The sequence below is a fragment of the Actinomadura logoneensis genome, from assembly GCF_003428695.1.
GTDB lineage: Bacteria > Actinomycetota > Actinomycetes > Streptosporangiales > Streptosporangiaceae > Spirillospora > Spirillospora logoneensis.
In genome coordinates, this window is record NZ_QURH01001051.1 from 1 (window position 1) to 22,107 (window position 22,107).

General features: G+C 72.9%; 19 protein-coding genes. 15 read left to right on the forward strand and 4 right to left on the reverse strand.

Annotation, left to right across the window (positions count from 1 at the left end; translation table 11 throughout):
• Positions 1 to 277: 277 nt before the first annotated feature.
• Complete coding sequence (locus DZF91_RS38150; protein WP_117361907.1) at positions 278 to 730, reverse strand: GNAT family N-acetyltransferase; 453 nt, start codon at positions 728 to 730, stop codon at positions 278 to 280.
• Between the two features lie 1,023 nt (positions 731 to 1,753).
• Between DZF91_RS38150 and DZF91_RS38155 the strand changes: the two genes are divergently transcribed.
• Positions 1,754 to 2,623 carry an oxygenase MpaB family protein gene (locus tag DZF91_RS38155; protein WP_235834862.1) on the forward strand — a complete coding sequence of 290 codons (870 nt, stop codon included), beginning with the start codon at positions 1,754 to 1,756 and terminating at the stop codon, positions 2,621 to 2,623.
• 99 nt (positions 2,624 to 2,722) lie between these two features.
• Positions 2,723 to 3,862, forward strand: coding sequence for a lysylphosphatidylglycerol synthase transmembrane domain-containing protein (locus DZF91_RS38160; RefSeq protein WP_117361893.1), 1,140 nt, complete (start codon positions 2,723 to 2,725; stop codon positions 3,860 to 3,862).
• Between the two features lie 420 nt (positions 3,863 to 4,282).
• Here DZF91_RS38160 and DZF91_RS40855 read toward each other — a convergent pair whose 3' ends face one another.
• Entirely contained in the window at positions 4,283 to 5,305 is a 1,023-nt protein-coding gene (locus DZF91_RS40855) for a hypothetical protein (RefSeq protein ID WP_117361894.1), read from the reverse strand.
• An 83-nt stretch (positions 5,306 to 5,388) separates the two neighbouring features.
• Between DZF91_RS40855 and DZF91_RS39235 the strand changes: the two genes are divergently transcribed.
• The 3 genes from DZF91_RS39235 to DZF91_RS38175 all read left to right on the forward strand — a co-directional run bounded on the left by DZF91_RS39235 (position 5,389) and on the right by DZF91_RS38175 (position 7,211).
• Positions 5,389 to 5,757 (forward strand): hypothetical protein, encoded by a 369-nt coding sequence (locus tag DZF91_RS39235; RefSeq protein ID WP_147341574.1) that lies wholly within the window; start codon positions 5,389 to 5,391, stop codon positions 5,755 to 5,757.
• Positions 5,758 to 5,880: 123 nt separating this feature from the next.
• Positions 5,881 to 6,513 (forward strand): hypothetical protein, encoded by a 633-nt coding sequence (locus DZF91_RS38170; RefSeq protein ID WP_117361895.1) that lies wholly within the window; start codon positions 5,881 to 5,883, stop codon positions 6,511 to 6,513.
• Positions 6,514 to 6,698: 185 nt separating this feature from the next.
• Positions 6,699 to 7,211 carry an HIT family protein gene (locus DZF91_RS38175; protein ID WP_199487179.1) on the forward strand — a complete coding sequence of 171 codons (513 nt, stop codon included), beginning with the start codon at positions 6,699 to 6,701 and terminating at the stop codon, positions 7,209 to 7,211.
• Here DZF91_RS38175 and DZF91_RS38180 read toward each other — a convergent pair.
• A complete protein-coding gene (locus DZF91_RS38180; RefSeq protein WP_117361909.1) occupies positions 7,187 to 7,567 on the reverse strand; it encodes a VOC family protein in 381 nt (126 codons plus the stop codon). The genes DZF91_RS38175 and DZF91_RS38180 overlap by 25 nt on opposite strands.
• 362 nt (positions 7,568 to 7,929) lie before the next feature.
• Here DZF91_RS38180 and DZF91_RS38185 point away from each other — a divergent pair, with 362 nt between their 5' ends.
• From DZF91_RS38185 to DZF91_RS38210, 6 genes are all read left to right on the forward strand, one after another.
• Positions 7,930 to 8,877, forward strand: a complete 948-nt coding sequence (locus DZF91_RS38185; protein WP_117361897.1) for an ABC transporter substrate-binding protein — start codon at positions 7,930 to 7,932, stop codon at positions 8,875 to 8,877.
• A 100-nt stretch (positions 8,878 to 8,977) separates the two neighbouring features.
• The gene (locus DZF91_RS38190; protein WP_235834865.1) at positions 8,978 to 9,997 is read left to right on the forward strand and encodes a FecCD family ABC transporter permease; all 1,020 of its coding nucleotides are present in this window, start codon (positions 8,978 to 8,980) and stop codon (positions 9,995 to 9,997) included.
• A complete protein-coding gene (locus tag DZF91_RS38195) occupies positions 9,994 to 10,791 on the forward strand; it encodes an ABC transporter ATP-binding protein (RefSeq protein WP_117361898.1) in 798 nt (265 codons plus the stop codon). The genes DZF91_RS38190 and DZF91_RS38195 overlap by 4 nt, the downstream gene beginning before the upstream one ends.
• Positions 10,788 to 11,531 (forward strand): adenosylcobinamide amidohydrolase, encoded by a 744-nt coding sequence (locus tag DZF91_RS38200; protein ID WP_235834863.1) that lies wholly within the window; start codon positions 10,788 to 10,790, stop codon positions 11,529 to 11,531. Before DZF91_RS38195 ends, DZF91_RS38200 begins: the two co-directional genes overlap by 4 nt.
• 311 nt (positions 11,532 to 11,842) lie before the next feature.
• Positions 11,843 to 14,017, forward strand: coding sequence for a vWA domain-containing protein (locus DZF91_RS38205; RefSeq protein WP_117361899.1), 2,175 nt, complete (start codon positions 11,843 to 11,845; stop codon positions 14,015 to 14,017).
• Complete coding sequence (locus DZF91_RS38210) at positions 14,014 to 15,726, forward strand: extracellular solute-binding protein (protein ID WP_117361900.1); 1,713 nt, start codon at positions 14,014 to 14,016, stop codon at positions 15,724 to 15,726. The genes DZF91_RS38205 and DZF91_RS38210 overlap by 4 nt, the downstream gene beginning before the upstream one ends.
• A 52-nt stretch (positions 15,727 to 15,778) precedes the next feature.
• Here DZF91_RS38210 and DZF91_RS38215 read toward each other — a convergent pair whose 3' ends face one another.
• On the reverse strand, positions 15,779 to 16,345 hold the full coding sequence (locus tag DZF91_RS38215; RefSeq protein ID WP_117361901.1) for an SACE_7040 family transcriptional regulator: 567 nt from the start codon (positions 16,343 to 16,345) through the stop codon (positions 15,779 to 15,781).
• 118 nt (positions 16,346 to 16,463) lie between these two features.
• Between DZF91_RS38215 and DZF91_RS38220 the strand changes: the two genes are divergently transcribed.
• Genes DZF91_RS38220 through DZF91_RS38235 form a run of 4 tightly spaced genes read left to right on the forward strand, consistent with a single transcriptional unit; the run spans position 16,464 to position 22,095 of the window.
• A complete protein-coding gene (locus tag DZF91_RS38220; protein ID WP_117361902.1) occupies positions 16,464 to 18,056 on the forward strand; it encodes a carboxyl transferase domain-containing protein in 1,593 nt (530 codons plus the stop codon).
• Positions 18,057 to 18,064: 8 nt separating this feature from the next.
• The gene (locus tag DZF91_RS38225) at positions 18,065 to 20,014 is read left to right on the forward strand and encodes an acetyl/propionyl/methylcrotonyl-CoA carboxylase subunit alpha (protein WP_117361912.1); all 1,950 of its coding nucleotides are present in this window, start codon (positions 18,065 to 18,067) and stop codon (positions 20,012 to 20,014) included.
• A gap of 5 nt (positions 20,015 to 20,019) precedes the next feature.
• Positions 20,020 to 20,940: a hydroxymethylglutaryl-CoA lyase gene (locus tag DZF91_RS38230; RefSeq protein ID WP_117361903.1), complete on the forward strand. Its 921-nt coding sequence runs from the start codon at positions 20,020 to 20,022 to the stop codon at positions 20,938 to 20,940.
• Between the two features lie 3 nt (positions 20,941 to 20,943).
• Positions 20,944 to 22,095, forward strand: coding sequence for an acyl-CoA dehydrogenase family protein (locus tag DZF91_RS38235; RefSeq protein WP_117361904.1), 1,152 nt, complete (start codon positions 20,944 to 20,946; stop codon positions 22,093 to 22,095).
• The last annotated feature ends 12 nt before the right edge of the window (positions 22,096 to 22,107 follow it).

Genomic DNA, 22,107 nt, shown 5'->3' on the forward strand with positions numbered 1-22,107 from the left:
CCCCTGCTTCCCCCCCCACCCAGGACCAGCCTCCCCACAAACCTGCCCCTCGGCCTCACCGCCGACGGAGTGCACACGTCCCAAGCACTGCACCACTGCCACCCGATGACAAGCCGATGCGGTCGATGGCAGGGCCGTCGCGGCAGCAACAGCACCAGTAACCGCGACGCCATAGCGGCATGGAAGACGACGGAGCGGGGCTTCTGCGGGATACGGACAATCCGCGTTAGCGGCTTAGCGGCCAACGGAGCTGAGAGACGACGTTCTTCTCCCCGGGTCAGATTCGACGCTCGAAGACGGTGCGGTCGACGGTGGGCCCGTCGTAGTCGGCCACCGGCCCAGTGACCGTGAAGCCCATGGCGGTGTGGAAGGCAATGGAGCCGTGGTTCTGCGGGGACGTGATCGCCTTGACGGTCTTGCGGCCATCGGCTGCGGCAAGTTCGAAGAAGCGGTGGTAGAGGCTCCGAGCCAGGCCCGTGCCTCGGAGCCGGGGAGCGACGCCGACGAAGTGGATGTAGGCCGCGTCGGGCTTCGACGGAGACAGGATCCCGATGAGGAACCCCGCCAAGCCCTCATCGTCCTCTGCCACGAGGCTGGTGCGGTGGAAGTGGTCCAGGAACAGGCGGGGCAGGATGGAGCTGATCGAACGCCCCCACCAGTCGTCCACCACACCGACGATGCTCTCGTAGTCGCCCGGTTCCGCCGCTCGCACGCGCACACCCTCGCTCATGATCACAAATCGTCCAGCACCCCAAGCTCCCATGTCCAGAAAAACTCCGCCAACGCCCACCCCCGCCCGACAACCGCAAGCGCAACCCCAGCCCCGCCGCCACAAGCGCAGCCGCAGCCGCCGCAGGCATGGGCGCAGGCGTACCGCAGCCGCCGCAGCGGGCACACGTGAGCATGGACGCACCCGCAGGCATGGGCACAGCCGCGGACGCACGTGGGCGCGGGCCCAGGCACAACCGCAGGCGTGGGCGTAGGCGCAGACACAACCACGGGGGTCGTCGCAGCCGCAACCGCCGCACGCGTGGGCGCAGCCGTGAGCGTGGACGCACGTGGGCGCCTTCGCACGCGTGGGCACAACCGCAGACATAGGCACGTGGACGTGGGCGCAGGCCACAGGCGTGTGCGCAACCCCGGCCGCAGCCATGGGGGCAATCGCAGGCGCAGTGGGCATTGGACGCAGCCGCAACCGCACTACAAGCGCAGACGCAGACATGGGCGCAGGCGCAGACACCGCCGCAGGCGCACGTTGGGGATGGACGCACCAGCAGACAAGGGTGCACGTGGGCGAAGGCGCATGTGGGCGTGGACGCACCCGCAGGCACAGCCATAGCCGCAGGCGCCATCGCAGGCGGACCCAGGCGGGGCCCAACCGCACGCGTGGACGCGGGCGCAGACACAACCACCGGGGACGTCGCAGCCGCAACCGCCGCCGCACGCGTGGGCGCAGACATGAGCGTGGACGTGGGCGCAAGCGCAGGGGTGGGCACAATCGCAGGCGCACGTGGACGTGGGCGCAGGCACAACCGCAAGCGCGGGCGTAGCCGCAACCGCGCAACAAGCGCAAGCGCAGGTGCCACAGGCGCAGAGGTGGGCGCAGGCGCGCGTGGACGCGGCGCATTTGGACGCGGGCGTGGGGCGCGGAGGTGGGCGGGGGCGACGGGGGGCGCGGGCTGGGGTGAGACAAATCTTGACTTTCGTCTCACTGCGCCTCACAGTGATAAGTGATTGGTTACTTGGAGGTGCGATGCCGCGTCCGTTCGGGGCCGGATCCGCCGAGGTCCCGTCCCTGCTGCGGCACTACGCCGGCGATCTGCGGTCGCTGCTTCCCGGGGCCGCGGCCGGGCTGATGCAGCTCATGCACCCCGGCATCGGCGCGGGGGTGTCCGAGCACTCGGCGTTCTTCGATGCGCCGTTCGACCGCATCCACCGGTCGGTTCCCCAGATCTGGGCGACGATCCTCGCGCCGGACGGCCGGGAACGCGCCCGCGACATCCGCGACCTGCACCGCACCATCGGCGGCGTGGACGAGCGGAACCGGCGCTACCACGCGCTCGAACCCGAGACCTTCTGGTGGGCGCACGCGACGTTCACCTGGGAGATCTTCAAGTCGGTCGAGGTCTTCCACCCGGAGACCCTCACCGCCGAGGACCGCGAACGGCTCTACGCCGAGACCGTGGCCTGGTACTCGCGGTACGGCGTGAGCATGCGTCCGGTTCCTCCAGATCACGCCTCGTTCCGCGCCAAGTTCTGGCGGGTCTGCGCCGAGCAGCTCGAACTCACTCCCGCAGCGGCGCGCGCACTGGAGATCGCGCGGTACGGGTCCGGCACCGTCACGCTGATGCCGGTCGGCGGGGCGATGGTCGAACGCGCCGGACGTCTCGTCGCCGAGCGTCCGCTGCGCCTCATCACCTTCGGCTGCCTGCCGACCATCGTCCGGGAACGCTTCGACATCCCCTGGACGCCACTCGACCAGGCGCGGTTCGGGGCGCTCGCACTCGCCAACCGGCAGGGCTACCGGATGGTCCCGAACGGCCTCAACCACCGGGCGCTGCGCGGGATGCTCCGCTACATCGGCGCACAGACGCGCGAAGATCGGTACCAACCGGCTGCATAACGGCGTTGTCCGGCGGGCACGGCCATCAGGCGGCCACCGTTTTCCCAAAGTGAATCCAGTAGCCGCATAAGCGTCACCGAATTCGCCGAGAACCACGGTGTGGAGAACATCGCCGCAGGCGCCGGACCGGCGGCGCCCACCGTCGTCACCGCAGCGGTCGGCACCCCCGTCGCCCGCCCGCGCACGGCGGTCTCCCTGTTCCACCGCATACGGACGACCGTTACCCGGTCCCGCTGGATGCGCGTCGTCCTGGCACTCGCCCCGTTGGCGGCGATCATCATCGCGCTGATTCTCACCCGGGGGATCAGCCGCGCTCTCGACGCGTTCGCGACGCTCGGCGACGCGCGCTGGGAATTCCTTTTCCCGCTGTCGGTGCTCGCCGCACTGCATTACGTTCTCGCCGGAGTCGCGTTGCGCGGCGCGGCCGGCAGGCCGCTGCCCCTGGGCCGGACGATCCTCACCCAGTTCACCGCCGCTGCCGCCAACCGGGTCACCCCGGGCGGGCTCGGCGCCGCCGCCGTGAACACCCGTTATCTGGTGACCCGCGGCATGCCCGTGGCCGGCGCCCTCGTCACGGTCGCCGTCCTTCAGGCGGCCGGAGCACCCGCCGACCTGCTGATCATGACCGCGGCGCTGATCCTGGGCGGCGGTGACCGCCTCGCCCCCCATCTCCTCTCCCCGTTCTCCTTCCCGCTCTGGCCGACCGTCTTCCTGTGCGTGCCGCTGGCGTTGGTGCTGCTGCCCGTCGCGCTGCGGTGGGGCCGCCGCGCCATCCGCTCCCCCGCCGTCGTCCGCGCACTGGGGGGACTCAGCGACCTGTGCCGCCGTCCGGCCGACCTCGCCCTCACGCTCTCCTGCTCGGCGGGGACCACCCTCGTGATGGCCATGGCCTTCGCCCTGAGCGTCCAGGCCGTCCCCGGGACGCGGACCGGCGGCGACGACACCCTCGCCCTCCTGACGGCCTACCTGCTGGGCGCCGCCGCAGGTGCGGCCATCCCTCTCCCCGGCAGCCTGGGAACCACCGAAGCCACACTGCTCGCCGCACTCACCGCCCTGGACATTCCGACCACCCCGGCCCTCCAGGCCGTTCTCCTCTTCCGTGCCGTCACCTTCTGGGCTCCCGTCCCGGTTGGTCTCATCGCCTACCGCACACTCCGACCGACCCCCGCATTCGCTCCGCCCTCCACCGACCTCCCGACCACGGCATCCGCCGCCGCGCCGACCTCCGTCCCCTCCTGACAACCGCGCCGTACCGTCCCCCCAACCACGCCGTACCGTCCCCACCAGCCACGCCCGTACCAGCCCCACCAGCCACGCCCGTCCTCGCTCCCATGCCGCCCATACCGTCTCTGCCGCCTGCGCGACACGCGCCACCCACACTTCCGTCCTCGCCATCCGGTGCGCTCCGAGGCGCCACCTTGTCCAGTCCGGGAGCGTCCCCGCCCCACGTTCCAGCCGCGGTGAGCTGACCCCGCACCGCACCATTCCGCAACCACCACAACCTTCTCCTCCTCGCATGTCGCCTCCGTCATTGCCGTTAGCCGCTCCCGATGGTTGGTCGGCGTGCGCCACGCTGCTCGACGCGTTCTTCTGCCTGTCCTCGTCCTCGTCCTTTGTCTCTTCGCTGGCTGGATGGTGCCGAGATACCAAGAGGCTGGCTCATGGGGAGTTTGCTCGCTCGGTCGCCGTCTGGACCGATGGACGTGGCTGGGCCGCGGATTCACCGGACGGCGCGGTCGGCGGTCGATCGGGGGGCCGGGGTGGAGGTGTGGGTGGGAGGGCAGGCGTGGGAGGGAACGGTGGGTGGTGAGCGGCCTGGGCTCGTCGGGAGGTGCCGTTGTGGAGGCGGGCCAGGTGGGTGGCGAGGCGGTCCATGGTGCGGTCGTCGGGCTGCCAGCCGCGGTCGAGGAGCGCGGTGAGGAGGGCTTCGAGGTAGGGGGTGGGCCGGACGAGGACGTCCCTGGTGACGGGGATGATCTTCCAGCCCTGGTCGCGGAGCCAGCGGCGGCGGCGGTCGTCGTGGGCGCGGGCGGGTCGTCCGGTGTGGTGGCGCTCGCCGTCGTACTCCAGCCCGACGCGCCACTGCTCGTACCCCAGGTCGATGAAGAGCCGTTCACCGTGCGGGCCGGGCACGGGGATCTGCGTGCGCGGACGCGGGAAGCCGGCGCGGACCACCAACACGCGGGTCCGGCTCTCGCCCGGTGAGGCGGCGCCCCGGTCGCTCAGCCGGAACACCTCGGCCAGGCGGGCGGAACCCCGGTAGCCCGGCAGCCCGCGGGCCATCGCGCGCAGCTCCGGCTCGCCGACGCCGGCGCGGAGGAACTGGTCCAGCGCGGCCACGGCGTCCAGTCGCGGGAGCCACCGCGCGCAGTCCAGTGCGGTGCGGGCCCGAGACGTCACCCGGACGCCGTCGAGCAGAGCCACGTGGTCGGACGGCAGCGGCACCCGGCGCGGGTCGGGCTCGGCGTCGGGAGGCGCCGACTCCGGCGGCAGGACGAGGTCGAGCTCCCACCCGCCCCGCCGGGCGCCGGGAGGGAGGACGTCCAGGCCCCAAAGCCAGGCGGCGGTGGCGCGTGCGATCACGGCGCCGACGGGAAGGACGTCGGCGAGCCGCCGCGGCCGGCCGTCCAGAAGGGGGCGGATCGTGTGGTCCGATGCTTTCGTCCAGGTCAGAACGCTCATGCATCCATCGTCACGGCGGCCGGGCTCGCTTCGAAAGTCGTCCGCGCAGCTGTGGATAACTCCGGCTCCGGGGAAGTTCACCCATGATGCTCGAGCATCGAGGACGGCGGCCGGCCGTCCACGACGAGGCGTTCCTCGCCGCCGGAACGGCGCTTTTCCCCGGATGGGTGGTGAGGGGCCGAGGCGGAGATGCGCATCCACAGCGTCCTCTGTGGGGGTTCCCATCTGCCGCCCGGTGCGTGCCGATCGGATGGGTCGCGGGCGGTTCACCCGCACAACTCTTCTCACCCGATCGGCACGAGGACATCTGGCAGGTTCACCAGAAGATGGACTTTCCGGGGGTCGTCTACCGCGTCTCCAAGGACGCTTCCCTGCGCGAGGCCATGGCGACGCAGGTGGCTTTTTATCGTGAACACATCAATGACCGCATGGTCGAAGGGTCTGGCCTCTAGCGTGGGACTCAGGCAGTTGTCTATTGCCAGGGCGCGGAACTTGACCCGGTCCGCAGGGCGGAGCCATGCGCGCATGGACTTGCGGGACTCGGGGGCAAAGAATGGCGGAAAGGTGACGAAAGAATGATCGCGGATGGTACGCGGCGGGCGCTCCACGGCGTCGCCGAGATGATCCTCGCGGGGCCGCAGTTCCGGACGAGCGGCTCCATCGAGCTCGCCGTGACGGACGGCGGGTTCGGCACGGTGGCCCAGCCGCTCCTGCGCGTGCGCGGGACGGAGCTCATCGTGGGTGAGCGCGCGGTTCCGATGAACGGCCTGACCTATCGCGAAGTGGCCGCGGCGGCGAACGTGGAGGCGGGACGCCCCGAGGGCGTCTACAAGGAGGGCAGCGGGCTGGAGCCCGACGACACCATCGGCCTGGAGGCGGGCGACACGGCGGTCATCGAGCGGGCCTTCGCGTGGGGCATGGAGGCTCTGCAGCGGCTCGCGCCGTCCGAGCACCCGATCCTGTGGCCGGAGCACTTCGACGTCGCCATCACGGTGGACGAGGTCAACTACGGCGTCTCCCCGGGCGACCGGTACCTGCCCGAGCCCTACGCCTACGCGGGCCCTTGGCAGGCGCGTGTCGGCGCGTTCTGGAACGCCCCGTTCGGCGCGGCGCGTCCGCTGCGGCTCCTGCCGGGCGCGACGGCGGTGCACGACTTCTTCAGCGAGGCCCGCGACCGGGTGGCGTCCGACCCCGTGCGCGAGCCCTGAACCCCGTGCGCGAGCCCTGAACCCCGTGCGCGAGCCCTGAACCCCGTGCGCGAGCCCTGAACCCCGTGCGCGAGCCTGGACCTCGGGCGCGCGCGAAGTTCAGGCTCCTGCATGAAGAATGCGTCCCATGACGCTCACGCATGAGAAGTGCTTCGCATGAGGCTCGCACATGAAGGATGCCTCGCATGACGCTCGCGCACGAGGGATGCCTCGCATGTGACCTGGCGTCCGGGAGGCGACCGCTTCCGGGGGGCCGCCTCGCCGAGCGTTCGGGCTGGGTGGTCGAGCACGCCGTCGCTCCGCTCGGGCTCGGCACGCTCGTCGTGAAGCCGCTGCGCCACGTCCTCCACGTGGCCGACCTGGACGACGCGGAGAGCGCGGCGCTCGGGCCTCTGCTCCGGCACGTCTCGGCGGCGGTCACCGAAGTCGTCCGCCCCGAGCAGGTGTACGTGTGCCTGTGGTCGCACGCGGGCGGACAGCCCGGTCACATCCATTTCGTGGTCCAGCCCGTCCGCAGGGAGGACATGGAGCGTTTCGGCGCGTTCGGCCTGTCGCTGCAAACGGCGATGTTCGCGGCTGACCAGCGGCCCGAACCGGCGGAGATCGAGGCGTTCTGCACGCGCGTGCGGCCTCTCCTCGCCGCCGGGACGGGCTCCAGTCAGGACGGCGAGGGTCAGGACGGCGAGATCAGCTCGTAAAGGTTGCCGGAGGGGTCGGCGAAGTAGACGCCGCGTCCGCCCAGGGGGTGCCGCTCGTCCACCCGGCCGTTGGTGTGGGTGCCCGGCCCGTCGCCGTGGGGCAGGTCGTGCTCGCGCAGGTGGGCGACGGCGGCGTCGAAGGTGGCGGGGTCCACGTCGAAGGCCAGGTGGTGGCCGGTGGGCTCGGGGACGGTCATGTAGTCGAGCGTCAGTTGGTCGTTGATCCGCAGTTGCGCGAAGTGGCGGGCGACGGGGTGGAGGCCGCCGTACTCCAGGCCGAGCACGTCCGCGAGGAATCGCGCGGCGGCCTCGTTGTCGACGGCGGGGACGATCGTGTGGTTGAGGCTGATGGTCACGCGCATCTCCGAAGTGAGTCCGGCCTTGCCCGAGATGGAGAAGAAAGTGCCCCGGCGGTGAGGCTCGTCCGAGAGCGGGCGATGCCGGGTCAGGGGCGGTCCCCTCCCTCCTCGCACGCTACGGAGTGAGTACTCACTCCGTCAAGGGGGCCGTGCGCCGCCCCGCCCGCCTGCTGATAACGTTGCAGATCACGCGTGCGCTGAGCGAAGTCCGGTGAGATCCCGGCGCTGTCCCGCAACTGAGATGGCCTCCCCCGAAGGCCGAGCCAGGTCGCCTTGCCGCACGTCGACGACTTCGACCCCGCGGTAGGGCCGGTCCGTCCCCCCGGGCCGCTTGCCGCCGCTCGCCCTGGAGGCAGGCAGTGAGACCCGTGCGCGCGCTCGGCGCGTCCCTCGTGATCGGCGCCCTGGCGCTGGCGTCCGCCTGCGGCGGCTCCGGCGACTCGGACAAGGGCAAGGACAAGGACAGGGCCGCGGGCGGCGGCCCGGTGGTCGTCCAGGCCGCCAACGGCTCCGTCACCATCCCGGCGACACCGCGGCACATCGTGTCGCTGTCCCCCACCCACACCGAGACCCTGTTCGCGATCGGCGCGGGCAAGCAGGTCACGGCGGTGGACGACCTGTCGAACTACCCGGCCGACGCCCCCCGCACCAAGCTCAGCGGCTTCCAGCCGAACGCCGAGGCGATCATCGCGACCAAGCCCGACCTGGTCGTCCTGTCCAACGACATGGACGGCATCGTCGAGGCGCTGTCCAAGGTGAAGATCCCGGTGCTGCTGGAGCCCGCCGCGACCAAGCTGGACGAGGCGTACGACGAGATCCAGGACCTGGGCAAGGCCACCGGGCACAGCGCCGAGGCGGCCAAGCTCACCGAGCGGATGCGCGCCGACATCCGGCAGACGGTGGCGACCGCCAAGTCGGCCGGCGGAGGCGGGCTCAGCTACTACCACGAGCTCGACAACCAGCTGCACTCCGTCACCTCCAAGACCTTCATCGGCCAGGTGTACGGCCTGTTCGGCCTGGTGAACATCGCCGACGGCGCGGAGAAGGCGGCCGGCGGCTACCCGCAGCTTTCGCAGGAGTACCTGCTGCGCCGCGACCCGAACATGATCTTCCTGGCGGACACCAAGTGCTGCGGCCAGTCGTCGGTGGCGGTCGGCAAGCGGCCGGGCTGGTCCGCGCTCACCGCGGTGAAGAAGCAGAACACGGTCGAGCTCGACGACGACGTCGCGTCCCGCTGGGGCCCGAGGCTGCCGGAGTTCGTCAAGGCCATCGCCGCCGCCGTGCAGAAGGCGTCGGCCGCCAAGTGACCCCGGTCTCGAAGTGACGGCCGCCCCCGGCTCCCGGCGGACGCGGCGGTTCCTGCCGTCCGTCCGCCGGGAGCAGCGGGCGCGGCTCCGCCCCGTCCACCTGGCGGTCGCGCTGGCGGCGCTGCTCGCGGCGATGCTGGGCGCCCTGCTGGTCGGGGCCGCCGACCTGCCCGTCCCCGGGGTGCTGAAGGCGCTCGCGGGGACGGTCCCGTTCGTCCGTGTCGACTCGGGGCTCGGCGTGGTCGAGCACAACGTGCTGTTCGAGCTGCGGCTGCCGCGCGTCCTGATGGCGGCCCTGGTCGGCGGCCTGCTGGCCGTCGCGGGCGCCGGCTACCAGGGCGTGTTCCGCAACCCGCTCGCCGACCCGTACCTGCTGGGCGCGGCGGCCGGGGCCGGGGTCGGCGCGACGCTGGTGATCGTCGCGCTGCCCGGGGCGCCCCGCTTCGCCGTGCCGGTCGCCGCGTTCACCGGGGCGGTCTGCGGCGTGCTGATGGCCTACGGACTGGGCCAGGTGGCCTCGCGCGGAGGACTCGGCGAGACCGGCGGCGGGACGGGCACGCTCGTCCTCGCCGGTGTCGCGGTCGCGAACTTCCTGTCGGCGATCCAGACGTTCCTCCAGCAGGCCAACTCCCAGCAGCTCCAGCGGATCTTCGCGTGGATCCTGGGCGGCGTGGGCACCGCCGACTGGGGGCAGCTGCGGATGGTCGCGCCCTACGCGCTGATCGCGGTGACCGTGCTGCTCGGCCACGGGCGGCTGCTGGACGTCCTCGCCGTCGGCGACGAGGAGGCCGTGACGCTCGGGATGTCCGCGGCGCGGGTGCGGCTGCTCGTCCTGGTCGCCGCGTCGCTCGCCACCGCCTGCGCGGTCGCGGTGAGCGGGCTGATCTCGTTCGTCGGGATCGTCGTCCCGCACCTGGTGCGGCGGCTCGCGGGCGGCTCGTACCGGATCGTCCTGCCGCTGTCGCTGCTGGTGGGCGGCGCGTTCCTGGAGCTGGCCGACCTCGTCGCGCGGACCGTGGTCGCGCCCGCCGAGCTGCCGCTCGGGGTGGTCACCGCGTTCGTCGGCGGCCCGTTCTTCGTGCTCGTCCTCCGGGCGACGCGCAGGCAGGTGGACGTATGACGGTCTCGGTCCGGGACCTGGACGTCGAGCTGGGCGGACGCCGGGTGCTGCGGTCGGTCTCCATGGAGGTCGCCGGCGGCTCCTGGACGGCGGTCATCGGCCCGAACGGCGCGGGCAAGTCGACGCTGCTGCGCGCCGCCCTCGGCCTGCGCGCCGGACAGGGCTCCGTCGAGGTCTCCGGCCGCGACGTACGCGCCATGCGGCCCCGCCAGCGCGCGCGGCTCGTCGCGTACGCGCCGCAGAGCCCGAAGCTGCCGCCGGGCATGACGGTGTTCGACTACGCCCTGCTCGGCCGGTCCCCGTACATCCCGCATTTCGGACGGGAGAGCGCGCACGACCGGTCGGTGACCGCGGACGTGCTGGAGCGGCTCGACCTGGCCGGGCTGGCGGCGCGGACGCTCGACCAGCTCTCGGGCGGCGAGCGGCAGCGGGTCGTGCTGGCCCGCGCGCTCGCGCAGCAGACCCCGGTGCTGTTCCTGGACGAGCCGACGACCGCGCTCGACATCGGCCACCAGCAGCAGGTCATGGAGCTGGTGGACCGGCTGCGCCTCGCGGACGGCCTGACCGTCGTCTCGACCATCCACGACCTGACGCTGGCGGCGCAGTACGCCGACCGGCTGCTGCTGCTGTCGGACGGCCGGGTCGCGGCGTCCGGGCCGCCGGCCGACGTGCTGACGCGTGAGACGGTCGCCCGCCATTTCGACGCGCACGTCAGCGTGGCCCATGATGCGGAGGGGCGCCCGCTGCTGGCACTGGAGCGTCCGGATCGTTCCGTGGAGGAGGCCGCCGGGTGAGACTCGACCTGCACTGGCGCGAGGAGGACGGCGCGCGCCTGGCCGCCACGGTCTGGAGGCCGGGCGGCGGCCTCCGGATGATCTCGTCGGCGATGCTCGGCGGCGGCCTCACGTCCGCGCGGTGGGTGCTGAACGCGCAGGTCGCGGGCGGTTACTCGCGCATGGACCCGGTCGACCACCTGCGCGAGCTGGCCGCCGCCTACGGGCTCGAAGGGCCGGGGGTCGGGATGCTGACGGCCGCGTCCGTCGAGCGCACCCGGCAGGCCGAGGACGGCGGTGTGAGCGTTTCGGCGACCGTGGGCCTGCGGGTGCCCACCTGGGCCGCCGCCCCCGCCGACGCCGACGATCCCGAACTCGCGCCGATCCGCCTGGACGCGGTGATGCCCCGCCCGGGGACGATCAACATCGTCGTCTCCGTGCCCGTTCCGCTGACGGACGCGGCGCTGGTCAACGCGGTGATGACGGCGACGGAGGCCAAGTCCCAGGCGATGCTGGAGGCCGGTTACGCGGGCACCGGCACCGCGTCCGACGCGATCTGTGTCGCGGCCCCCGCCGCCCATGAGGCGTACCCGCGCGGCGGCGACGGGACTCGCCCGTTCAGGACCCGTGAGCCGGAGCCGTTCGCGGGGCCGCGTTCGGTCTGGGGTGCGCGGATCGCGCGGGCCGTCCACCAGGCCGTCCTCGCCGGGGCGCACGACTACACACGGTTCCTCGAGACCCGCCGCGACGCCGCCCGCTGAGACGCGGCCGTCCCACGGCCGTCCGTGGCCGGGATCGGACGGATCTCCGGACCGCAGGAGACTCGGCCGACGTTCTTTCGAGGCCGGGGCGGGAAGGGAACCGATCGGGCGCCCCCATATCCCCCTGGGCCGGAACAAACGGCCGATCATGGTCGCGGCTTTTCGGTCCACGAGCGCATCCGGCTCACTACGCTGGGAGCGATTCGGCGACAGCAAGCGGTGACCGACAGTGGTGGCCGGCGCGGCCACCGGGCGCGGCGGTCACCGGTGGTACGTGCCGCGCGCGGACGGCACGCGACGACGAGGCCAGGATGAACGGTCAGGAGACCGAGAGCACCCCGCCGCCGGGCGAGCACGGCCCGCCCCCGGCCGAGGAGAGCCGTCCGCCCCTTCGGCGGCTCACCGAGGTGATGGCGTTCGAGCTGTGCTCCTCGATCCTGGTCGGCCTGCTGGTGACCGTTTTCCACGGCTATTTCTGGCTCAACTCGATCGTCACGCTCGCGGTCCTGGCCGCCGTGTCGGTGTTCGTCTGGCGGTCGCGTCCGGACCTGGTGCACAACGTCCTGGCGGGTGCGACGACGACCCTGGCGTGGATGGCCCGGGCGCTGGCGTGCCTGCTCGCGGGCGCGGCGGCGATGGTGCTCGTGCTGCTGGCCGCGCTGGGCGTGCGGGCGCTGCGGGACGCGGCCCAGCCGTGCGGGCAGCCGCTGGAACTGCGCGTGCTGACCGCGCCGGAGATGCTGACACCGCTGCGCGCGGCGGCCTCGGAGTTCGTCGCCGACCGTACCGACGGCGGTTGCCGCCGGTACACGGTCACGGTCGTCCCGGAGCCGGGGCCGGTGTCGCTGTACGACGCGTTCAGCCGGCTGTGGCGGCGCAACGACACCGGCGACGACCGGCAGCTGCTCGGCCCGCAGCCGGACATCTGGATCCCGGCGACGAGCGCCGAGCTCGCCTTCGTCCCGCACAGCGGCAAGGCGAGCGCGGGAGCGCCCGCGCCCGGCACGGGCGGCGGACAGGCGGGCAGTGGACAGGCAGGCGGTGGACAGGCGGGGCCGGGCGGCACCGGCGATCCGCGCTTCCAGCAGCTGTCGCGGTCCCTGGGCATCTCGCCGATGGTGCTCGCGCTGTTCCCCAAGGCGGACGCGACGGTCGCCAGCCCCTACAGCGCGCCGCTGAAGCAGAACGTCGGCGAACTGCTGAACCAGATCGCCCAGGCGGGCGTGAAGCTGCGCGGGATCGCCCGTCCCGTCCCGGACACCTCGTCGGCCGCGCTGGAGGTGACCCCGGCGCTGTACGACGCGCAGGCGAACACCGACCCGAGCGCGGACGAGAAGTTCGCGAGCCCGCCCGACCTCGTCGCCCCGGACGCGGTGACGCTGCTGTGCCGGTTCCGGGCGGAGGCGGCACAGGGCAAGGAGCCTCCGGAGATCGCGGTGGCCGTCCCGGAGCAGGTGCTCGCCGACTACGACGCCGGGCGCGCCCTCGGCGACCGGTGCGGCCCGGTCGACCCGTCGGCCGCGCCGAACGCGGGCTGGCGGCTGCACCCCTACTACGCGGTGGGCCTGCCGAGCATGGACTACCCGCTCGTCCAGCTGACCTGGCGCGGGCAGGACACCCGGGCCCGCACCGACGCGATCGGCGACCTGCGGTCATGGCTGGCCGCGCATCCCCTGACCGAGCAGGGGCTCCGCGACGGCAACGGCGAGACGCCCGCGCAGCCGGAGGGCGACTCCGCGCACTACTACCTGTCCCGGCTGCAGAACATGCTCGGTGAGCGCGCCATGCCGCCGGGCGTTCCGCTCAACGGCGCGCCGCCGGTGCAGACCGCGCTGAACCGGCTCGCCGCCGCCCGCCCGAAGGTGTCGGCGAGCCTGATGCTGGACATCTCGGGTTCGATGGACCAGGCCGCCGGGTCGGGCCCGGCGCCCCGGTCCAGTCCGACGGCGGGGACCGCGCCGGTCTCGGGCGGCACCCGGCTCAACCGCGCCGTGACGTTCCTGCAGAGCTTCGTCGAGCAGCTCCAGGGCTCCGACCGCGTGGGGCTCCAGGTCTTCTCCTCGGCCGCCGATCCGCGCAACGCGGGGACGTTCGGGAACGTCCCGGCGGGCGACGCGCAGTCCGCGCAGAAGGACCAGGTCGTCAACCGGCTCCAGGCCGTGACCACGGCCGGCGGCGACCGGGCGCTGCGCAGCGTGCTGTCGGCCGCGTCCCTGGCCAGCGGACGGCAGGACCTGATCCTGGTCACCGACGGCGCGGGCAGCAACCCCGACTTCGCCGGGACGGTCTCCTGGCTGTCCGGCCCGTTCAACCAGGCCAACCCGAACCTGCGCCTGACGGTCGTCCTCACCGGCCCGGCGGGCTGCGGGACGCCGCACATCAAGCAGCTCACGTCCGCGCTGGGGCCCGGCCGGGGGCGCTGCACCGCCCTGACCGGCGCCCCCGAACAGGAGCAGGCCGCCCAATTCCTCTCGGGACTGCGATGACCACCGAAGACGACGACCTGAACCGTCCGGCGCGTCCCCCGTCCCCGGACGGCGACCCGCCGGAGGAGTCCCGCCCTCCGCACGCGGTCCCGGACGCCTCCGGACGCGGCCGCGACGCCTCCGGACGCGGTCGCGACACGTCCGGGTCCACCCGTCCGGACGGCCCCGAGCCAGGAACTCCCGGCCGTCCCGACGGATCTGAGCAGCACGAACGCACAGCACCATCACACCGTGGAACCGCCGAGGCCAAGCAGCGGCACACCGCCGAGATCCCCGCGCCACGGGATCCGAAGGCGTCTGCGCCTCCCGCGAAGCCGCCGGGCGCCCATGGCCCCCACACCCAGGGAGGGCAGCACCACGGCCCGCACTTCTCGCGGCGCGCGGGGCTCCTGTGCGGCCTCGTGGGAGCGCTCGCGGTCCTGGCCGCGGGACTGGTGTCGCAGATCCATCCGAGCGCGCCGTACCACGCGCTGGCCGCCGACTGCGGGCGCGACGACCTGGTGATCGCGGGCGGGACGGACGTGAGCCTGAAGGCGCAGCGCCGGGCGCTGGTCAAGCAGTGGAACGCCTCGACGTACCCGGACGGCCATCCGCACCGGCACGCGCGCCTGGTCGAGGTGTCCGACTCCACCGACCTCCAGCACAGCCAGCTCGCGGCGGTCGAGCAGTCCGGCGGCTGCGCCTACGACGTGCTGATCATGGACAACACCTGGACGGCGCAGTTCGCCGAGGCCGGGTACCTCAAGGAGATCCACGACCTGCCCTCCCCGGCGGACTTCATCCCCGCCGCGCTGCGCACGGGCCAGTGGCACGGCGCCCAGTACGCCGTCCCCTTCAACGTGGACGTGGGCCTGCTCTACTACCGCGAGGGAACGACGCCGCCCGCCCGCTGGTCCGACCTGCTCGCCCAGGGGTACGACGCGCAGTTCGCCGACTACGAGGGACTGACCGTCAACGTCCTGGAGGACGTGTGGAACGACGGCGCGGAGAACGTCCTCACCGGCAACGCGCGCGCGGACGAGGACGCCCTCGGCGACCGCGTGTTCCCGGCGGTCCGCCGCCTCACCGCCCGGGTCCAGGGGCCGCTCAAAGCCTCCCGGCAGTACCAGGAGCAGGACGCCATCAACGCCTTCGCCGACGGCGACAAGCTGATGCGGAACTGGCCCTACGCCTTCTCCGCCCTGGCCACCGAGCCCCGTATGCGCGCCGACGGCGACCGGTTGCGGTTCCATGTGGCGCCGCTCCCCGGGCACACCGTGCTCGGCGGTCAGAACCTCGCGGTCTCGGCCCACTCCCCCAACCCGGGGCCGAGCGCCGACCTGGTGCGGTTCCTGTCGGGGACGGCCGCGCAGCGCCAGCTGTTCTCCTGCGGCGGTTTCGCGCCCGCCCGCTACTCGGCGCTCGGCCTGACGCCCCGGCGGCACGCGCCGGAGGACGTCCAGGCGCGGTCGTGCTCGGTCCTGATGGGGCGCCCGGCCGCGCCCGGCGATCCGGACCGCCCGAACCAGCAGCAGCTCGCCGAGCTCGGCCGGGCGATCGTGACGGCCCTCGGACGGGCGCTGCCGCGGCCGGTGACCGAGCACTACCCGGTCTTCTCGGCGACGTTCCGCGAGTGCGCGAACAAGGTCTTCGACGGGACGGCGGGGAGCGCCGACACGTTCGCGCGCGTCGTCGCCGACGCCCTCAAGGGCCGCCCCTCCACCTGCTAGCGATCGGCGGCCAGACCCGGCCGCGGCCGTCCCCGGCCGGGACGTGCGCGGGTCAGCTGAACAGGGCGGCGCGGGCCATGGTGTGCAGCAGCTCGGCCATGGCGGCCCGGTCGAGGCCCGTGGCGCTGTGCGGGGTGGAGTTGAGCAGGCCGAAGCAGGCGTGGACGGCGGCGCGGACGCGCTGCTCCGGCTCGTCCGGGCGCAGCCGCCGCAGGACGGCCACCCACTCCTCGACGTAGGCGCGCTGGACGCGCCGGACCTGGTGGCGCTGTGGCTCGGGCACGTTGTCGAGCTCGCGCTCGTGGACGGTGATCAGCGCCGGGTTGTCGAGCGCGAACGAGATGTGCCAGTCGAGCAGGGCGTCCAGGGCGGCGGACGGGTCGTCGGCGGCGGCGCGGCGGGCTCCCTCGGCGCGCAGCCGCTCGCTGATGTCGACGAGCATCTCGGCGAGGACGGCCTCCTTGCCGCGGAAATGGCGGTAGAGGGCCGGGCCGGTGAGGCCGAGGGCGCCGCCCAGGTCGCCGATGGACGTGCCGTGGTAGCCGCGCCGGGCGAACAGCTCGGCCGCCGCCGCGAGGATCTCCGCCCTGCGCGGGCTGGCCGTGCGCACGTCGGTCATGATGGGAGTGTAGACGAACCTTGTTAACGACCGTTAACATCGCACTTGTTAACGAGCATTAACTGTGGACGAGGGCGGTGATGACCGGGTGAGCGGGACCGGAACCGGATCCTGGCCTGTGCTGGGCACGCGCGCCGATCCGGCGGGCGAGGCCTTCAAGGCCAACACCGCGCACAACGAGGCCCTGGCCGCCGAGCTGCGCGACCGGCTGGACGAGGCCGCGCGCGGCGGCCCGGAGCGGGCCCGCGAGCGGCACGTCAAGCGGGGCAAGCTGCTGCCGCGCGACCGGGTGGACACGCTGCTCGACCCGGGCTCGCCGTTCCTGGAGCTGTCACCGCTCGCCGCGACCGGCATGTACGGCGACGAGGCCCCCGGCGCGGGCATGATCACCGGCGTCGGGCGGATCTCCGGGCGCGAGTGCGTGGTCGTCGCCAACGACGCGACCGTCAAGGGCGGCACGTACTACCCGGTGACGGTCAAGAAGCACCTGCGCGCGCAGGAGGTCGCCCTCCACAACCGGCTGCCCTGCGTCTACCTGGTGGACTCGGGGGGCGCGTTCCTGCCGAAGCAGGACGAGGTGTTCCCCGACCGCGAGCACTTCGGCCGCATCTTCTACAACCAGGCGACCATGTCCGGACGCGGCATCCCGCAGATCGCGGCGGTGCTCGGGTCCTGCACGGCGGGCGGCGCGTACGTCCCGGCGATGAGCGACGAGGCGGTGATCGTCCGGAACCAGGGGACGATCTTCCTCGGCGGCCCGCCGCTGGTGAAGGCCGCGACCGGCGAGGTCGTCACGGCCGAGGAGCTCGGCGGCGGCGAGCTGCACTCGCGGATCTCCGGCGTGACCGACCACCTGGCCGAGAACGACGCGCACGCGCTGTCGATCGTCCGGGACATCGTCGCCACGCTCGGCCCGCGCGAGCCGCGCCCCTGGACGAGCGCCGAGCCCGCCGAGCCGCTGTACTCCCCCGACGAGCTGTACGGGGTCGTCCCGCCGGACGCCCGCACCCCCTACGACGTGCGCGAGGTCATCGCCCGCGTGGTGGACGGCTCCCGGTTCCAGGAGTTCAAGAAGGAGTTCGGGACCACCCTGGTCACCGGGTTCGCGCGCATCCACGGCCACCCGGTCGGGATCATCGCCAACAACGGCATCCTGTTCGCCGAGTCGGCGCAGAAGGGCGCGCACTTCATCGAGCTGTGCGACCGGCGCAGCATCCCGCTGGTGTTCCTGCAGAACATCACCGGGTTCATGGTCGGCCGCGAATACGAGGCGGGCGGCATCGCCAAGCACGGCGCGAAGATGGTCACGGCCGTCTCGTGCGCGCGCGTGCCGAAGTTCACCGTCGTCATCGGCGGCTCGTTCGGCGCGGGCAACTACGCGATGTGCGGCCGGGCCTACTCCCCCCGCTTCCTGTGGATGTGGCCGAACGCCCGGATCTCGGTGATGGGCGGCGAGCAGGCCGCGAGCGTGCTGGCGACCGTCCGGCGCGACCAGCTCGGCGACGCCTGGTCGGCCGAGGAGGAAGAGGAGTTCAAGGCTCCGATCCGCGCCCAGTACGAGGACCAGGGCAACCCGTACTACTCCACGGCCCGGCTGTGGGACGACGGCGTCATCGACCCGCGCGACACGCGCCGGGTGCTGGGCCTCGCGCTGTCGGCCGCCGCCAACGCGCCGCTGGAGCCGGTCGGCTACGGCGTCTTCCGGATGTGAGGGACGAGATGTTCGAAAGCGTTCTGGTCGCCAACCGCGGCGAGATCGCCGTCCGGGTGTTCCGCACCGCGCGGCGGCTCGGGCTGCGCACGGTCGCGGTCCACACGGCGGGCGACACCTTCCACACGGCCTTCGCCGACGAGGCCGTGGAGATCCCGTCCTACCTGTCGGTCCAGGCCGTGCTGGACGCGGCGCGCGCGAGCGGCGCGTCGGCGGTCCACCCGGGCTACGGGTTCCTCGCGGAGAACACCGCCTTCGCGCGGGCGTGCGAGGACGCCGGGATCGTGTTCGTCGGCCCGCCCGCGTCCGCGATCGACGCGATGGGCGACAAGATCCGCGCGAAGCGGACCGTCGCGGCGGCGGGCGTCCCGGTCGTCCCCGGCCGGGACGAGCCGGGCCTGTCGGACGAGGAGCTGGAGGCCGCCGCGCTGGAGGTCGGCCTGCCGGTGCTGCTGAAGCCGTCCGCCGGAGGCGGCGGCAAGGGCATGCGCCTGGTCGGGACGGCCGGGGAGCTGCCGGACGCGATCGCGTCCGCGCGGCGCGAGGCCCGCGCGTCCTTCGGCGACGACACGCTGCTCGCCGAGCGGTTCGTGGAGAACCCGCGGCACATCGAGATCCAGGTCTTCGCCGACGCGCACGGCAACGCCGTCCACCTGGGCGAGCGCGAGTGCTCGCTGCAACGCCGGCACCAGAAGATCATCGAGGAGGCGCCGTCGCCGCTGCTGACGCCGGAGGCGCGGGCGCGGATGGGCGAGAGCGCCGTCGCGGCGGCCCGCGCGGTCGGCTACGTCGGCGCGGGCACGGTCGAGTACATCGTCTCGGCCGACCGCCCCGACGAGTACTTCTTCATGGAGATGAACACCCGGCTGCAGGTCGAGCACCCGGTCACCGAGCTGGTCACCGGCCTGGACCTGGTCGAGCTCCAGCTCCGCGCCGCCGCCGGCGAGCCGCTGCCGTTCGACCAGTCGGCCGTCGAGCTGACCGGGCACGCCGTCGAGGCCCGCGTGTACGCCGAGGACCCGGCGCGCGGCTTCCTGCCGACCGGCGGACGCGTGCTGGCCCTGTCGTCCGGCTCGGACGCGCGGGTGGACTCCGGCGTCGAGGTCGGCACGGTCGTCGGCGGCTCGTTCGACCCGATGCTGGCCAAGGTCATCGCCCGGGGCCCGGACCGCGCCGCCGCGCTGACCGCGCTCGACCGGGCGCTCGGCGCGTACGACCTGCTGGGCGTCCCGACGAACGTGGCGTTCCTGCGGCGGCTGCTCACCGCGCCGCCGGTCGTGTCCGGCGACCTGGACACCGGGCTGGTCGAGCGGTCCCTGGACGAGCTGACCTCCGGGCTGCGCGACGTCCCGGCCGAGGTCCTGGCGACCGCCGCGCTGGAGCGGACGCTCGCCCTGGAGACCGGCGACCCGGACCCGTGGGCGATCCCCGACGGCTGGCGTCCCGGACGCCCGGCCTGGACGCCGTGGCTCATCACCCCGGCCGGGTCCGACCCGGTGGAGGTCCGCGTGCAGGGCCGCGCGTCGGCCGCGCTCGTCGCGGTCGGCGACGGTGAGCCCGTCCGGGCCTCGCTCCACCGCGACGGTTCCGACCTGGTCCTCACCTACGGCGGCCGGACGACCCGCTACTCGTGCGCGCGCGACGGCATCACGCTGTGGCTCGGGCGCGGTGGGCGCACCTGGGCGCTGGCCGAGCACGAGCGCGCCGAGAGCACCGGCGCGGCGGCCGTCTCCGGCGACGGCGTCCTGCGCAGCCCGATGCCCGGGACGGTCCTCGCCGTGAAGGCCGCCGAGGGCGACAGGGTCGAGGAGGGCCAGCCGCTCGTCGTCGTCGAGGCGATGAAGATGGAGCACACCGTCACCGCGCCGTGCGCCGGAGTGGTGGCGTCCCTGCCGGTCCGCACCGGCGTCCAGGTCGCCCTGGACGAGGTGCTGGCCGTGATCGAGCCGGAGGAGTGATCCGGATGCGCGTACCGCTCGACGGGCTTCCCGAGCGCGTCACCGTCTACGAGGTCGGCCCGCGCGACGGGCTGCAGAACGAGAAGTCGATCGTCCCGGTCGACGTCAAGGCCGAGTTCATCACCCGGCTCGCGGACGCGGGGCTGACGACGATCGAGGCCACCTCGTTCGTCCACCCCAAGTGGGTGCCGCAGCTCGCCGACGCCGAGGAGCTGCTCGGCGTGCTGCCGCGCTCGCCGCTGAACCGGTACCCGGTGCTGGTGCCGAACGAGCGCGGACTCGACCGGGCGCTCGCCAACGGCGTCACCGAGATCGCGATCTTCGGCTCGGCGACCGAGACGTTCGCCAAGCGCAACCTGAACCGCACCATCGACGAGTCCCTGGCGATGTTCGAGCCGGTCGTCCGGCGCGCCCGCGCCGAGGGCCTGTGGGTGCGCGCGTACGTGTCGATGGTCTGCGGCGACCCGTGGGAGGGCGACGTCCCGCTCGCGCAGGTCGCGTCCGTCGCGCGCCGCCTGATGGACCTCGGCTGCTCCGCGCTGAGCCTCGGCGACACCATCGGCGTCGGCACGCCCGGCCAGGTCACCGCGCTGATCGGCGAGGTCGTCGGCGCGGGCATCCCGCTGGACCGGATCGGCGTCCACTTCCACGACACCTACGGCCAGGCCCTCGCGAACACGCTCGCCGCGCTGCGCGCCGGCGTCACCGTCGTGGACGCGTCGGCGGGCGGCCTCGGCGGCTGCCCGTACGCCGAGTCGGCCACCGGCAACCTCGCCACCGAGGACCTGGTCTGGATGCTCGACGGACTCGGCGTCCAGACAGGCGTCGACGTGCGCAAACTCGCCGAAACGAGTCTCTGGATGGCCGACCGGCTCGGCCGCCCCTCCCCGTCCCGCGTCGTCCAGGCGCTCGCGCCCAAGGAGTAACCGATGATCGACTTCACCCTCTCCGACGAGCAGGAGGAGCTGCGCCGCACCGTCGAGCGCTTCGCCCGCGAGACGGTCGCCCCCGTGATCGGCGACCTGTACGAGCGCGGCGAGTTCCCGTACGAGATCGTCGACGGGATGGGCAAGATGGGGCTGTTCGGCCTGCCGTTCCCGGAGGAGTACGGCGGCATGGGCGGCGACTACTTCACCCTCTGCCTCGCCCTGGAGGAGCTGGCGCGCGTCGACTCGTCCGTCGCGATCACGCTGGAGGCCGGCGTCTCGCTCGGCGCGATGCCGATCTACCGGTTCGGCTCGGAGGAGCAGAAGCGCGAGTGGCTGCCGAAGCTGACGACGGCCGAGCGGCTGGCGGCGTTCGGCCTGACCGAGCCGGGCGGCGGCACCGACGTCCCCGGCGGCATGCGCACGACCGCCCGGCTGGACGGCGACCACTGGGTCATCAACGGCTCCAAGGCGTTCATCACCAACTCCGGCACCGACATCACCGCGTTCGTGACCGTCACGGCGTACACGGGCGAGAACGAGATCTCCACGATCCTCGTCCCGAACGGCACGCCCGGCTTCACCGTCGGCCGCAAGTACTCCAAGGTCGGCTGGTCGGCGTCCGACACCCGGGAGCTGTCCTTCGACGACGTCCGCGTCCCGGCGGAGAACCTGGTCGGCGAGCGCGGCCGGGGCTACGCCCAGTTCCTGCACATCCTGGACGAGGGCCGCATCGCCATCGCGGCGCTGTCGGTCGGCCTCGCCCAGGGCTGCGTGGACGAGTGCCTGCGCTACGTCCGCGAGCGCGAGGCGTTCGGCCGCGAGATCGGGAGGTACCAGGCGATGCAGTTCAAGATCGCCGACATGGAGATGCGCGCGCACACCGCCCGCCTCGCCTACTACGCCGCCGCGGCGAAGATGCTCAAGGGCGAGCCGTTCAAGAAGGAGGCCGCGATCGCCAAGCTCGCGGCGTCCAACGCGGCGATGGACAACGCGCGCGACGCGACGCAGATCTTCGGCGGCTACGGCTTCATGAACGAGTACGCGGTCGGCCGCTTCTACCGCGACGCGAAGATCCTGGAGGTCGGCGAGGGGACGAGCGAGGTGCAGCGGATGCTGATCGCCCGCGCCCTCGGCCTGCCCGCCTCCTTCTGACCGACTGACTGA